Origin of the sequence: Bacillus sp. FSL R5-0286 (assembly GCF_038593245.1) — a bacterium.
Lineage (GTDB): Bacteria > Bacillota > Bacilli > Bacillales > Bacillaceae > Bacillus > Bacillus altitudinis.
In genome coordinates this window covers 2,325,373-2,339,775 of sequence record NZ_CP151977.1, presented here as the reverse complement: position 1 = coordinate 2,339,775, position 14,403 = coordinate 2,325,373, and the positions used below count along the sequence as shown (strand labels likewise).

The 14,403-nt window shown below is 42.0% G+C and carries 15 protein-coding genes; 14 read left to right on the top strand and 1 reads right to left on the bottom strand.

All coding sequences use genetic code 11. The annotated features are described in order from the left end of the window. Positions 1 to 14 precede the first annotated feature (14 nt). The 6 genes from grpE to mtaB all read left to right on the top strand — a co-directional run bounded on the left by grpE (position 15) and on the right by mtaB (position 6,847). Complete coding sequence (grpE, locus tag NST24_RS12015; RefSeq protein WP_342461812.1) at positions 15 to 572, top strand: nucleotide exchange factor GrpE; 558 nt, start codon at positions 15 to 17, stop codon at positions 570 to 572. Positions 573 to 596: 24 nt separating this feature from the next. Continuing rightward, entirely contained in the window at positions 597 to 2,438 is a 1,842-nt protein-coding gene (gene dnaK, locus NST24_RS12010; protein ID WP_007501326.1) for a molecular chaperone DnaK, read from the top strand. Between the two features lie 165 nt (positions 2,439 to 2,603). Then, complete coding sequence (gene dnaJ / locus NST24_RS12005) at positions 2,604 to 3,737, top strand: molecular chaperone DnaJ (RefSeq protein ID WP_342461811.1); 1,134 nt, start codon at positions 2,604 to 2,606, stop codon at positions 3,735 to 3,737. A gap of 22 nt (positions 3,738 to 3,759) precedes the next feature. After that, on the top strand, positions 3,760 to 4,695 hold the full coding sequence (gene prmA / locus NST24_RS12000; RefSeq protein WP_017358022.1) for a 50S ribosomal protein L11 methyltransferase: 936 nt from the start codon (positions 3,760 to 3,762) through the stop codon (positions 4,693 to 4,695). 23 nt (positions 4,696 to 4,718) lie between these two features. Then, positions 4,719 to 5,489, top strand: coding sequence for a 16S rRNA (uracil(1498)-N(3))-methyltransferase (locus NST24_RS11995; protein ID WP_342461810.1), 771 nt, complete (start codon positions 4,719 to 4,721; stop codon positions 5,487 to 5,489). Beyond that, complete coding sequence (mtaB, locus tag NST24_RS11990) at positions 5,489 to 6,847, top strand: tRNA (N(6)-L-threonylcarbamoyladenosine(37)-C(2))-methylthiotransferase MtaB (RefSeq protein WP_017367626.1); 1,359 nt, start codon at positions 5,489 to 5,491, stop codon at positions 6,845 to 6,847. Before NST24_RS11995 ends, mtaB begins: the two co-directional genes overlap by 1 nt. Before the next feature lie 40 nt (positions 6,848 to 6,887). Here mtaB and NST24_RS11985 read toward each other — a convergent pair whose 3' ends face one another. Beyond that, entirely contained in the window at positions 6,888 to 7,817 is a 930-nt protein-coding gene (locus NST24_RS11985; RefSeq protein WP_335352632.1) for a Na/Pi symporter, read from the bottom strand. 184 nt (positions 7,818 to 8,001) lie between these two features. Here NST24_RS11985 and rpsU point away from each other — a divergent pair, with 184 nt between their 5' ends. The 8 genes from rpsU to NST24_RS11945 all read left to right on the top strand — a co-directional run bounded on the left by rpsU (position 8,002) and on the right by NST24_RS11945 (position 14,303). Beyond that, positions 8,002 to 8,175, top strand: coding sequence for a 30S ribosomal protein S21 (gene rpsU / locus NST24_RS11980; protein WP_003152957.1), 174 nt, complete (start codon positions 8,002 to 8,004; stop codon positions 8,173 to 8,175). A 14-nt stretch (positions 8,176 to 8,189) separates the two neighbouring features. After that, positions 8,190 to 8,639, top strand: coding sequence for a GatB/YqeY domain-containing protein (locus NST24_RS11975; protein ID WP_007501319.1), 450 nt, complete (start codon positions 8,190 to 8,192; stop codon positions 8,637 to 8,639). 141 nt (positions 8,640 to 8,780) lie between these two features. Continuing rightward, positions 8,781 to 10,094, top strand: a complete 1,314-nt coding sequence (locus NST24_RS11970) for a nodulation protein NfeD (RefSeq protein WP_058336632.1) — start codon at positions 8,781 to 8,783, stop codon at positions 10,092 to 10,094. A 27-nt stretch (positions 10,095 to 10,121) separates the two neighbouring features. Then, positions 10,122 to 11,114: a flotillin-like protein FloA gene (gene floA, locus NST24_RS11965; protein WP_007501317.1), complete on the top strand. Its 993-nt coding sequence runs from the start codon at positions 10,122 to 10,124 to the stop codon at positions 11,112 to 11,114. A gap of 31 nt (positions 11,115 to 11,145) precedes the next feature. After that, positions 11,146 to 11,643, top strand: coding sequence for a hypothetical protein (locus NST24_RS11960; protein ID WP_342461809.1), 498 nt, complete (start codon positions 11,146 to 11,148; stop codon positions 11,641 to 11,643). A 206-nt stretch (positions 11,644 to 11,849) separates the two neighbouring features. Then, positions 11,850 to 12,131 carry a sporulation protein YqfC gene (yqfC, locus tag NST24_RS11955; protein WP_012010618.1) on the top strand — a complete coding sequence of 94 codons (282 nt, stop codon included), beginning with the start codon at positions 11,850 to 11,852 and terminating at the stop codon, positions 12,129 to 12,131. Between the two features lie 18 nt (positions 12,132 to 12,149). Continuing rightward, positions 12,150 to 13,340, top strand: coding sequence for a sporulation protein YqfD (gene yqfD, locus NST24_RS11950; protein ID WP_342461808.1), 1,191 nt, complete (start codon positions 12,150 to 12,152; stop codon positions 13,338 to 13,340). Between the two features lie 3 nt (positions 13,341 to 13,343). After that, positions 13,344 to 14,303, top strand: a complete 960-nt coding sequence (locus NST24_RS11945; protein WP_008342419.1) for a PhoH family protein — start codon at positions 13,344 to 13,346, stop codon at positions 14,301 to 14,303. Positions 14,304 to 14,403: the final 100 nt, after the last annotated feature.

Here is a 14,403-nt window from a genome sequence, read left to right as displayed (position 1 = left end):
GGGAGGTGAACACAATGTCAGAAGAAAAACAGACACCTGAGCAAGCAGCAGAGGTTGAAGCACAAGAAGAAGCAGTTCAAGCAGAAACTGAGGAAGTAAAGCACGATGAACAGTCTGCCTACCAAGAGAAGATTGATGAATTGCAGCAGCTTCTAGATGAAAAAGAAAACAAAATTCTGCGTGTTCAAGCAGATTTTGAAAACTATAAACGCCGTGCTCGAACTGAAGTGGAGACCGTGCAAAAATATCGTTCTCAACATGTTGTCAGCGACCTTCTCCCAGCTCTCGACAACTTTGAAAGAGCGCTTGGAATCGATCCAGACAATGAGCAGACGAAAAGTTTGTTAGAAGGTATGCAAATGGTTTACCGCCAGCTGGTAGAAGCGTTGAAAAATGAAGGCGTTGAACCAATTGAAGCTGTCGGCAAAGAGTTCGATCCAAACCTTCATCAAGCCGTCATGCAAGTTGAAGATGAAAACTACGATTCAAACATCGTTGTAGAAGAATTGCAAAAGGGCTATAAACTCAAAGACCGAGTTATTCGTCCATCAATGGTAAAAGTAAATCAATAACTACATAATGGGAGGTCATCGAATATGAGTAAAATCATTGGTATTGACTTAGGAACAACAAACTCATGTGTTGCAGTACTCGAAGGCGGCGAGCCAAAAGTTATTGCAAACGCTGAAGGAGCACGTACAACACCATCTGTTGTCGCTTTTAAAAATGGAGAGCGCCAAGTAGGTGAAGTAGCGAAACGTCAATCAATTACAAACCCAAACACCATCATGTCTGTTAAAAGACATATGGGTACAGATTATAAAGTAGAAGTTGAGGGCAAGAACTACACGCCGCAGGAAATCTCTGCAATCATCCTTCAACACCTTAAATCTTACGCTGAAGCTTATCTTGGCGAAGAAGTAACAAAAGCGGTTATTACAGTTCCTGCTTACTTCAACGATGCAGAGCGCCAAGCAACAAAAGATGCTGGTAAAATTGCTGGTCTTGAAGTAGAACGTATCATCAACGAACCAACAGCAGCTGCACTTGCTTATGGTTTAGATAAAACAGATGAAGATCAAACGATTCTTGTATATGACCTTGGTGGCGGTACATTTGACGTATCAGTCCTTGAGCTTGGAGACGGCGTCTTTGAAGTACGCTCAACTGCTGGGGACAACCGTCTAGGTGGAGACGATTTTGACCAAGTCATCATCGATCATCTAGTGGCTGAGTTCAAAAAAGAAAACGGCATTGATCTTTCTAAAGATAAAATGGCGCTTCAGCGTTTAAAAGATGCTGCTGAAAAAGCGAAAAAAGATCTTTCTGGTGTATCTTCTACACAAATCTCACTGCCATTTATCACAGCTGGAGATGCAGGTCCTCTTCACCTAGAATTAACGCTAACGCGTGCTAAATTCGAAGAGCTCTCTGCAGACCTTGTAGAGCGTACAATGACACCTGTACGTCAATCACTGAAAGATGCTGGTCTATCTGCTAGCGAGATTGATAAAGTTATCCTTGTTGGTGGATCAACTCGTATTCCTGCAGTACAAGAAGCAATCAAAAAAGAAACAGGTAAAGAGCCTCATAAAGGCGTAAACCCTGATGAAGTGGTTGCACTTGGTGCGGCAATTCAAGGTGGAGTTATCACAGGAGATGTCAAAGACGTTGTTCTTCTTGACGTCACACCACTTTCTTTAGGAATTGAAACAATGGGCGGCGTATTCACAAAGCTGATTGAACGTAATACAACAATTCCAACAAGTAAATCTCAAGTATTCTCAACGGCTGCTGACAACCAAACTGCTGTAGACATTCACGTCTTACAAGGTGAGCGTCCAATGGCAGCAGACAACAAAACATTAGGTCGTTTCCAATTGACTGACATTCCACCAGCACCACGCGGCGTACCACAAATCGAAGTATCTTTTGATATCGATAAAAACGGTATCGTAAACGTACGTGCGAAAGATATGGGTACTGGAAAAGAACAAAACATCACAATCAAATCTTCTTCAGGTCTTTCTGATGATGAGATCGAAAAAATGGTCAAAGAAGCAGAAGAAAATGCTGAAGCAGATGCGAAGAAAAAAGAAGAAATCGAAGTGCGCAATGAAGCAGATCAATTAGTGTTTACAACAGAAAAAACATTAAAAGATCTTGAAGGCAAAATCGATGAAGAGCAAGTGAAAAAAGCAAACGACGCGAAAGATGCACTAAAAGCTGCGATCGAAAAAGGCGAGCTTGAAGACATCAAAGCGAAAAAAGATGAGCTGCAAACAATCGTTCAAGAACTAACGACAAAGCTCTATGAAGAAGCTGCAAAACAAGCACAAGCTCAGCAAGAAGGCGGCGCTGAAGGTGCTCAAAAAGCAGATGACAATGTAGTGGATGCAGAATACGAAGAAGTAAACGACGATCAAGAGAAAAAATAATCACCTTTACTTTTGAAAAAGACTGCTGAAACGTACTCGTCAGAAAGTCAAAGTCAGGATCTCTTGGCTTTGACTTTTTTCTTTTCAACGATGAAAAGGAATTGAAAAAGATCAATTTAAAATGATACAATCGTATTTATGTGAGAAAATCGGGAGTGTGAAGAGATGAGTAAGCGTGATTACTATGAAGTGCTTGGCGTGAGTAAGAGCGCCTCAAAGGACGAAATCAAAAAGGCATACCGCAAGCTTTCAAAAAAGTATCACCCTGATATTAATAAAGAAGCTGGCTCAGATGATAAATTCAAAGAAGTAAAAGAAGCCTATGAAACCCTTTCTGACGATCAAAAACGTTCACATTATGACCAGTTCGGTCACACCGATCCAAACCAAGGATTTGGTGGCGGCGGATTTGGCGGTGGAGGAGACTTTGGCGGCTTCGGCGGCTTTGATGACATCTTCTCTAGTATTTTTGGCGGCGGAGCCAGAAGAAGAGATCCAAATGCACCGCGTCAAGGAGCGGACCTTCAATATACAATGACCCTTTCATTTGAAGAAGCGGCATTTGGGAAAGAAGCAACGATCGAGATTCCCCGCGAAGAATCATGTGAAACGTGTCATGGATCAGGTGCAAAACCTGGAACACAGGCGAAGACATGCTCACATTGCGGCGGGTCAGGTCAACTAAATGTTGAGCAATCCACGCCATTTGGTAAAGTAGTCAACCGCAGAGTATGTAACTACTGTAGCGGAACTGGTAAACAAATTGAACATAAGTGTTCAACATGTGGTGGATCTGGTAAAGTGCGTAAGCGTAAGAAAATCAATGTGACGATCCCAGCAGGTGTGGACGATGGTCAGCAGCTTAGAGTATCTGGTCAAGGTGAACCAGGTGTAAAAGGAGGACCTCCAGGCGATCTATTTGTTGTTTTCCATGTGAGGGCGCATGAATTCTTCGAACGAGATGGAGATGACATCTACTGCGAAATGCCGCTTACCTTTGCGCAGGCTGCGCTAGGTGATGAAATTGAAGTGCCGACATTACATGGGAAAGTCAAATTAAAAGTTCCTGCGGGCACACAAACGGGTACGAAGTTTAGACTCAAAGGAAAAGGTGTAAAAAATGTACGCGGTTATGGTCAAGGCGATCAGCATATCGTTGTACGCGTCGTAACACCGACGAATTTAACTGAAAATCAAAAAGATATCATTAGAAAATTTGCTGAAGTGAGCGGAAATAAACCGGACGAACAAGAAATGAGCTTTTTCGATAAGGTGAAACGCGCATTTAAAGGCGAGTAAGACGGATAAGGAGTTGGTAGTATTGAAGTGGTCAGAAATAAGCGTCCATACAACAAATGAAGCGGTGGAACCGATCACCAATATTTTGCATGAAGCAGGTGCAAGTGGTGTCGTGATTGAGGACCCGCTTGATTTAGTCAAGGAACGTGAAAATGTATACGGTGAGATCTACCAGCTCGATCCGAATGATTATCCTGAGGAAGGGGTCATCGTCAAAGCCTACCTTCCGATGAATAGCTTTTTGATGGAAACGGTAGATGAGATCAAAGAAGCCATCAACAATCTTCTTCTATATGATATTGACCTTGGACGAAATACACTGTCAATTTGTGAAGTAAACGAAGAAGAATGGGCGACTGCATGGAAGAAATACTATCATCCTGTGAAAATCTCTGAGAAATTTACCATCGTCCCAACATGGGAAGAGTACACACCCGTTCATTCTGATGAATTGATCATCGAAATGGACCCTGGAATGGCATTTGGAACCGGTACACATCCAACAACGGTTCTTTGCATTCAGGCGCTTGAGCGCTATGTGAAGGAAAACGACACGGTGATTGACGTTGGAACAGGATCTGGCATTTTAAGTGTTGCTGCTGCAATGCTCGGTGCAAAAGACATTCATGCATTTGATCTCGACACCGTTGCAGTGGAAAGTGCAAAGCAGAACATCGAATTAAATGGTGTGAGCGAGCAAGTAACGGTAAAACAAAATAATTTACTTGATGGGATTTCAGGTGAACGCGATGTGATTGTGGCCAACATCCTTGCAGAGGTCATCATGCGCTTTACAGATCAAGCGTATGATCTATTGAAGAAAGACGGTTACTTTATTACATCAGGCATTATCGGACAAAAGAAATTACAAGTCAAAACTGCTTTAGAAGAAGCCGGTTTTGAGATTGTTGAAGTGCTGTCAATGGAAGATTGGGTCAGCATCATAGCGAAAAAATAAAGCGAGTAGGTGTCAGGACACGTATGCAACGATATTTTATCGACCTCACAAAAGAAGAAGTGACGGAAAAGGGAAACATCGTCATAAAGGGTGAAGATGTTCATCACCTTGCAAACGTCATGCGGATGAAAGCAGGAGAAGACATCCTTTGCTTAACGACAGACGGCTTTGAAGCGCTCAGTAAAATTGATACAATAACAAAGGAAGAAGTGATTTGTCACTTGGAAGGCTGGACGAATCAGAATCGAGAACTTCCGATCAAGGTGACGATTGCAAGCGGTCTGCCAAAAGGGGATAAGCTGGAATGGATTATCCAAAAAGGCACCGAGCTTGGCGCAAGTGCTTTTATTCCGTTTCAAGCGACTCGTTCGATTACAAAACTTGACCAAAAAAAGTCATTAAAAAAACGAGATCGCTGGGAAAAAATTGCGAAAGAAGCTGCCGAGCAGTCTTACCGGAATATCATTCCGCACGTTCATCCAGTATCAACATTTAAAGAGCTGATTCAACTGGCCGGTGAATTCGATAAATGTGTCGTTGCATACGAAGAATCATCGAAAGAAGGCGAGCAAAGCCGGTTTCAAACGGTGCTCCAACAGATGAAGGGCGGACAAACCTTATTAGTGGTTTTTGGTCCAGAAGGCGGTTTAGCAGAAAAGGAGATTGAAGAACTTGAAGCGCATGGTGCAGTCATTTGCGGGCTTGGACCACGCATTTTAAGAACAGAAACAGCTCCTCTTTATGCGCTTTCTGCTATATCTTATCAAACAGAGTTATTAAGAGGTGAATCATGATGGGAACAGTAGCGTTCCATACACTTGGCTGTAAGGTCAATCACTACGAAACAGAAGCCATCTGGCAGCTGTTTAAAGAAGCTGGCTATGAAAGAAAAGATTATGAATCAAAAGCAGACGTATATGTCATTAATACATGTACCGTCACCAATACAGGCGATAAAAAAAGCCGCCAAGTCATTAGAAGAGCCATTCGTCATAATCCGGATGGTGTCATTTGTGTAACAGGCTGTTACGCACAAACGTCTCCGGCAGAAATCATGGCGATTCCTGGTGTTGATATTGTGGTTGGCACACAAGACAGACATAAACTGCTTGGTTATATTGAAGAATACAGAAGAGAAAGACAGCCGATCAACGGAGTTGGCAATATCATGAAAGCACGGGTCTTTGAAGAACTAGATGTTCCTGCGTTTACTGACAGAACACGTGCTTCATTAAAAATCCAAGAAGGCTGTAACAATTTCTGTACATTCTGCATTATCCCTTGGGCTCGCGGATTACTGCGTTCTCGCGATCCAGAAGAAGTCATCAATCAAGCGCAGCAGCTTGTCGATGCTGGCTACAAAGAAATTGTATTAACAGGTATTCATACAGGTGGATACGGTGAAGATTTAAAGGATTATAACTTTGCTAAGCTTCTGAAAGAATTAGATGAACGTGTGGCGGGATTAAAACGAATCCGCATTTCATCCATTGAAGCAAGTCAAATTACAGACGAAGTGATTGAAGTGCTCGATCAGTCAGATAAAATTGTGAGACACTTGCATATTCCGCTTCAATCTGGCTCTAATACTGTACTGAAAAGAATGCGCCGTAAATACACAATGGAATTCTTTGCAGAGCGTTTAACGAAGCTCAAAAAAGCATTGCCAGGTCTTGCTGTCACTTCAGATGTGATCGTTGGATTCCCAGGAGAAACAGAAGAAGAATTTATGGAAACATACAATTTTGTCAAAGACCATCAATTCTCTGAGCTCCATGTGTTCCCTTACAGCAAACGGACAGGTACGCCTGCTGCAAGAATGGAAGATCAAGTAGATGAGAATGTGAAAAACGAACGCGTTCACCGCCTCATTGCTCTTTCTGATCAGCTTGCAAAAGAATATGCATCGGCATATGAAGGCGACGTCTTAGAGATTATTCCAGAAGAATCCTTCAAAGAACAAGACGGAACGCACAATCTGTATGTAGGATATACTGATAACTACATGAAGGTCGTATTTGAAGGAACAGAGGACATGATCGGCCGTTTGGTAAAAGTGAAGATTACGAAAGCAGGCTATCCTTATAACGAAGGACAATTCGTCCGTATAAGTGATGACGTGCAGACGGATCAAGTGAGAATGACCTCATAATGAATGAAAAACCGGCAGCCATTAGGCAAGCCGGTTTCTTTTATGTTGACTGATTTGGAAGAAGGAACAAAATCAAGGCGTGAAAAGGGCGGATGAACGGGAAAAAGAGGAGAGAACTTGCAACATTAAACAGCAGACTAAAGTGCGCAATCTGCTGGGCAGGAGAGCTTGCGAGAAGCGCAACAAACTCTGTGATAAAGGTGAGAAAAGGAAGACATAAAAGAACACCTAGAACATTAAACACGACGTGTGCATACGCGGTTTGGCGGGCTGCATAACCGCCAGAGATAGCAGCCATCACGGCAGTAATACATGTTCCGATATTGGACCCTAAAACAAAGCTGATGCCTTCTTTTAGGGCGACAGTCCCTTCATTCATAAATCCCATCAAAATACCGATACATACAGAACTTGAATGAACAATGGCCGTGAACACTGTACCAGAGAGAAGAGCTGTCCAATCGGAATGCTGCATCATTTCAAGGAAACGCAGTGTCTCTGGCTGACTGGTCATCATACCTGCAATTTTTGAAAAACCTTGAATACAAAAAAAGATCATGCCAAGCCCAAATAAACTTTTTCCTGCATATCGAAAAGACTTCCTGCCCAAAATGATACATAAAAGACCAGCTACAATCAGAACCCACATAAACACGTCCATCTTAATGGCAATAAATTCTGTCGTAAATGTTGAGCCGATATTCGTTCCAAGAATCATGGGTATGGATTTTTTAAACGTGAGAATGCCTGTACTCACAAAGCCGATAACGATGACCATAAACGCCGAACTGCTTTGAAGAACCCCTGTAAACACAATACTGACCAAGAATGCTTTGACTGGATGATCTGTAAAGAGAAGAAGTGATTTCTCAATACGAGACGACGTGAGTGCCATTAATCCTTTCCTAAGCAAACCCATTGCCCATAAAAAAATGAAAATAAGTGCACAAAAATAAATGATCGCCATCATAGAAAAGTCCTCCTCTTACCAATGAATATATGGACTTGTCTACCTGCTCATGACGAAAATATATTTCCAAATCACTTAGTTGACCTCAACCTAGGCTTATATTATAATGTCTAGGTACATGTTTTGCATATGTATATCTTTTTTTAATGCAGTCGATTGGTGTATTCGGAGGGAGGGAAAGAGAATGTCAAAAACGGTCGTTAGAAAAAACGAATCGCTTGAAGATGCTCTTCGTCGCTTTAAACGCAGTGTATCCAAAACTGGAACATTGCAAGAAGCAAGAAAGCGTGAATTTTATGAAAAGCCTAGCGTAAAGCGTAAGAAAAAGTCTGAAGCTGCTAGAAAACGTAAATTCTAAAGAGGGTGGATTTTATGAGTCTTCTTGAGCAATTAAATTCTGATATGAAGCTTTTTATGAAAAACCGAGAGAAAGACAAGCTTATTGTCATTCGTATGGTAAAGGCTTCACTGCAAAATGAAGCAATAAAGCTTAAGAAAGACAGTTTGACCGGAGATGAGGAACTAACCGTCCTTTCCCGCGAGATTAAGCAACGTAAAGACTCCCTCCATGAATTTTCGAAAGCTAATCGCTTAGATTTAGTAGATAAAGTTCAAAAAGAGATTGACATTTTAGACGTTTATTTACCTGAACAGCTTTCTGAAGAAGAACTGCAGGCGGTTGTGAAAGAAACAATCGCCGAAACCGGTGCTTCATCGAAAGCTGATATGGGTAAAGTGATGAGCGCTATTATGCCAAAAGTAAAAGGTAAAGCTGATGGTGCTGTGATTAACAGACTTGTCAGCGAGCAACTGTCTCAATAAAAAAGTATCCTTCTCATGTTAGAAGGGTACTTTTTTTATGCCTCCATAAACCTGTCATATAAAAATGAAACCTATGATACATTTGTAACGTATGTAAAGGAACGGTAAAATGAAAGAAAGAGAGGGGGGATCACCAAATAGATGAAAAAAATGAAAATTTCTATTGCTCTCTTCAGTTGTTTTATAATATGCTTGTTATTAGGGGTTCAATTGACCGCGAAATCAGCAGATCAGAAAGTTCATGTTATCCCAATTGAAGATACAGTAGAAAAAGGACTTTCTAAATTCATTGAACGATCATTTGAGCAGGCAAAGTCGGAACGGGCAAAGCACATCATTCTCGACATCAATACACCAGGTGGTGCAGTCGATGCGGCGCTTGAAATAGCCGATACCATTCGTGCATCCGACATCCCAGTGACAGCGTTTGTGAATCATAGAGCGCTTTCAGCCGGGGCATTCATTGCCTTAAATGCCGATCAAATTTATATGACCCCAAACGGAAAGATGGGGGCTGCTGCGATCATTGACGGTGAAGGCAACGCTGCCGATCAAAAATCTGAATCTCTATGGCTTGCTGAAATGAGTGACGCTGCTGAAAAGCAGGGGCGTGATCCAAAGTATGCTCTTGCGATGGCAGATGTAGATATAGACGCAAAAGAAGCTGGTGCACCAAAAGGAGAATTGCTGACCTTTAACACAGATCGGGCGCTTCAGTTCGGTTATGCAGAAGGAGAAGCGAAAAATATGGATGACTTGCTTCAGAAGCTGAACTTAGCAGGTGCCTCTGTTCAATACGATGAAGTGAGCTTTGCTGAAAAGGTTGCGCGTTTTCTCACGCATCCGATCGTCATTCCTATCCTTTTATCCATCGCGAGCTTAGGGTTAATTGTTGAATTATATTCTCCGGGCTTTGGGGTCCCAGGCACCATGGGAGTCACAGCGCTTCTTCTATTCTTTTATGGTCATCTCGTGGCAGGTTTTGCAGGATATGAGACATTGTTCCTGTTTTTGGCAGGGATTGTGTTGATCATTCTGGAATTATTTTTGCCAGGGGGAATCGTGGGTGTCATTGGACTAATCTGTGTCGTTGTCAGCTTATTTTTAGCAGCTGGAAGCTTTACAGAAATGGCGATTTCCATCTTGATTGCCACTGCTGTTTCAATCATAGCAGTTATTTTATTGACAAAGGTGTTGGGGAAACGTATGAAATTTTTTAAAAAGTTCATTTTAACCGATTCAACCAATAAAGAAAGTGGTTATGTCTCAAATGAAACAAGAGATGATCTTGTAGGACAAATCGCAGTGACAGCAACAGCACTTCGTCCATCTGGTACGATTGTATTCGGAGACGAGCGCATTGATGTTGTGTCAGAAGGTGCTTTTATCGATAAGGATGAACAAGTAAAAATTGTGAAAGCGGAAGGCTCACGCATTGTCGTGAGGAAAGTATAGATATACTGATTTTATAGGAGGAATAAAATGGATCCATCTACTTTACTATTATTTGTGATTATCGCAGCAGGTTTGATCGTTCTATCGATCTTCTTCACCTTTGTACCGGTGATGCTGTGGATTTCTGCCCTAGCGGCTGGCGTAAGAGTGAGCATTTTTACACTTGTAGGAATGAGGCTTCGCCGAGTGATTCCAAACCGAGTGGTCAACCCGCTCATCAAAGCGCATAAAGCAGGTCTTGATGCGACGATTAACCAATTAGAAAGCCACTATCTTGCAGGTGGTAACGTAGACCGAGTTGTCAACGCACTGATCGCAGCTCAGCGTGCGAATATCGAATTGAACTTTGCTCGCTGTGCGGCAATCGACCTAGCAGGCCGTGACGTACTTGAAGCTGTCCAAATGAGTGTAAACCCTAAAGTCATTGAAACACCATTTATCTCAGGTGTTGCAATGGACGGGATTGAAGTAAAAGCAAAAGCACGTATTACAGTTCGTGCAAACATTGACAGACTTGTCGGTGGTGCAGGGGAAGAAACGATCATTGCTCGTGTAGGTGAAGGGATTGTTTCGACAATCGGTTCATCAGATAATCATAAAAAGGTTCTTGAAAATCCTGATATGATTTCTCAAACGGTTCTTGGTAAAGGATTAGATTCAGGTACAGCATTTGAAATTCTCTCGATTGATATCGCGGATGTTGATATCGGTAAGAACATCGGGGCAATTCTGCAGACAGACCAAGCAGAAGCCGACAAAAACATTGCACAGGCGAAAGCAGAAGAACGCCGGGCAATGGCTGTTGCACAAGAACAAGAAATGCGTGCGAGAGTTGAAGAAATGCGCGCGAAAGTAGTAGAAGCAGAGGCGGAAGTACCACTTGCAATGGCCGAAGCACTACGTGAAGGTAATATTGGAGTTATGGACTATATGAACATTAAGAATATCGATGCTGATACGGATATGAGAGATTCATTTGGCAAAATGACAAAAGGTCCATCTGATAATGAAAACAAATAAGCATCCTCTCACGCTTTAAGGAGGGAGCCCATTGGACATTCTATTTGAAAATCCGTTACTAATAGCGATTATCATCGGTATTATCTCTGCAATCTTTGGGAAAATCGGTAAACAAGAGGAGAACGAACAAAAGAACCAGCAAAACAAACCGGCTCCTCAGCGTAAACCAGTACCGCAAAAGCAAACAAAACAAACAAGTCCAGATCCGGTCGTAACGGACCAGCTTGACGATTTTGGCGATGTACATGATCATGGCGGGATGAAAAAACAAGGTTCACAGTCCTTACAGGATCGTTATACAGCTACACTTGCCGAAATGGAAGAAAGAAAAAGCGAGCTGAATAAAGAGTTTCAATCGCTTGAAAGAGAACTTACAAGGCCAAAGGTAGCATCTGCTGGAATGAAGCCAAAAATGATTGAGAAGCTCAACCAAGATACGGTCGTTCAAGGGATGATCCTTGGTGAAGTATTTGGAGAGCCGCGTGCGAAAAAGCCGCATCGAACGATGAAACGACCATATAAAAGATAAAGAAGTAAGCCCCCTCATCCTTAAGGGGGCTTTTTTGTTGCGTAATGGAGACTTTTCTTAGTCAAAATGATGAAACGGCTGTTTTACGGGATTCATTAGCATGATATGAACCGCTAAGGAATAGGATGATATAGAGGCTTTCTCATCAGTCTCACCATCTTTCAGTTTGATCTCATACACATGAGGTGGGAAGGGGTTCTTATTGAATGGGAAAAAGAAAAAATCGACTTAAAGCATGGCTGACAAGAACACTTGAAATCCCTCCGGACGTGATGATGGATCTTCCCCGTATTACGATGGTTGGCAGACTCCATATTTACATAGAGAACCATAAAGGGCTTTTACTTTTCAGTGATCAAGAGGTAAGGCTGATGCTTAAGCAAGGACAGTGCATTATTTCAGGAAAAGACTTTGTGATTAAAACGATTTTGCCAGAAGAGATCTTATTAGAGGGGAAAATCGATGAGGTCCGTTATATTGATTCTTAACTGACGGAGGGGAGAAACGTGAAGAACAAATGGTTTGCCTATTTTATTGGCAGAGTGGAAGTGGAGATAAGAGGAAGCGGTATTGAGCGGCTAATCAATGAGTGCACGAGACAGGGGATCACAATTTTTCAAGTGAGCCGCCGTCAAGACAGCGTGCGCTTATTTATTCGCCTCTCAGATGTACATGCCTTTAGAAAAGTGCGCAGACATCATGAGGTGAAATGTTCATTTCATCAAAAGAAAGGGTTCCCGTTTCTTCTTCTATGGTCGAGAAGAAATATTGGATTCACCCTCGGGATAGCTTTTTTCCTAGTGACGATATTGGCTCTTTCAAATATGGTGTGGAAAATTGAGATTAAAGGTGCGAATCCAGAAACAGAACACCAAATGAGAAAGCATTTAGATGAAATTGGGGTACAAAAAGGGCGTTTTCAGTTTCTCATGGGGACCCCTGAAAAAATACAAAAGTCATTGACGACCAATATTCAGAGCATTACATGGGTCGGAGTTGAACTGAACGGAACGACGTTTCAAATGAAAGTGGTCGAAAAAAATGAACCTGAAAAGGAGAAATATACGAGTCCTCAGCACATCGTTGCCAAGAAAAAGGCGGTCATCACGAGAATGTATGTAGAAAAGGGGGAACCGCTTGCCCAGGTCGATGAACATGTGAAAAAAGGGCAGATGCTCGTCTCAGGTTTAATTGGGAGTGAAGATCAGAAAAAAACGGTCGGAGCCAAAGCGAAAATTTATGGTGAAACATGGTACCGATCTGAAGTTTCTGTCCCTCTCCGAACATCTTTTGATGTCTTTACGGGTAAAATGAAGACAAAGCACAAGCTATCCTTGTTTGGAGGCTCCATCCCATTTTGGGGATTTTCCTTTAAAAAAGATGATTTTCAGCAGCCGAAAACAGAAACAGAAGTTCACCCGCTTCATTTTTTGAATATGCAGCTACCGTTCTCCTATGAAAAGGAAATCACACGAGAAAGTGAAAAAATAAATCGAGAATACACAAATAAAGAAGCGGTTCAAGCAGGGATTAAAATGGGTAAAAAAGAATTAGAAGAAAAGCTAGGTCAAACAGGTGAGGTGAAAAGTGAAAAAGTTTTGCACGAGACAACAGGGAATGGTAAAGTTAAGTTAATCATCCTTTACCAAGTAATAGAAGATATTGTTCAACCAACACCTATTGTTCAGGGAGACTAGAGAATGACAGAACATTTACTTGAGATTCAACAAAAATTGGATAGCCCAAACGAAGCCATTGCTTTATTTGGCAATCAAGATGCTTATCTGAAACTGATGGAAAACGAGCTGAATGTCTCCATTATCACACGTGGAGAGAAAGTGTATGTTTCTGGTCAGGAAGCATCAAGAGATACTGTGAGCCGTTTAATTACATCTCTCTTACATCTCATTCGTAAAGGAATTGAGATTTCTGAACGGGATGTCGTCTATGCCATTAAAATGGCGCAAAAAGACAAGCTCAATTATTTTGAAAATATGTATGAAGATGAAATTACGAAAAATGCCAAAGGAAAGTCGATCAGAGTCAAAACGATCGGCCAGCGTGAATATGCTGCGGCAATGAAAAAAGATGATCTGGTCTTTGGGATTGGACCTGCTGGTACAGGTAAAACGTATTTGGCAGTGGTCAACGCCGTACATGCCCTGAAAAATGGACATGTCAAACGGATTATCCTGACAAGGCCAGCTGTTGAAGCAGGGGAAAGTCTTGGCTTTTTGCCAGGAGATTTAAAAGAAAAAGTCGATCCTTATTTAAGACCGCTATATGATGCTTTGCACGATGTGCTTGGTAGTGATCATACGGAACGTTTAATTGAGCGCGGAGTGATTGAAATTGCCCCTCTTGCCTATATGAGAGGGCGGACGCTTGATGATGCATTTGTGATTTTAGATGAAGCGCAGAATACAACGCCAGCTCAAATGAAAATGTTTTTGACGAGACTGGGCTTTGGTTCTAAAATGGTCATTACAGGAGATATTACACAAATTGATCTGCCTAAAGGTATGCAGTCAGGCCTTGCAGCTGCAAAGGACATGCTTGCTGAGATCAAGGGTATCTCATTCATTGAATTAGATCAGACAGATGTGGTCAGACACCCGCTTGTGGCGAAGATCATTGGAGCATACGAAAAGCAAAAATGAACTGAGTGACCCGATCGTCTTAATCGGGTCATTTTGTTTCGATCGTGGTTTAAAGTAAAAAAGGAGGTACTTTCCTTGAGAAAGAATCAGAAAGGCAGTA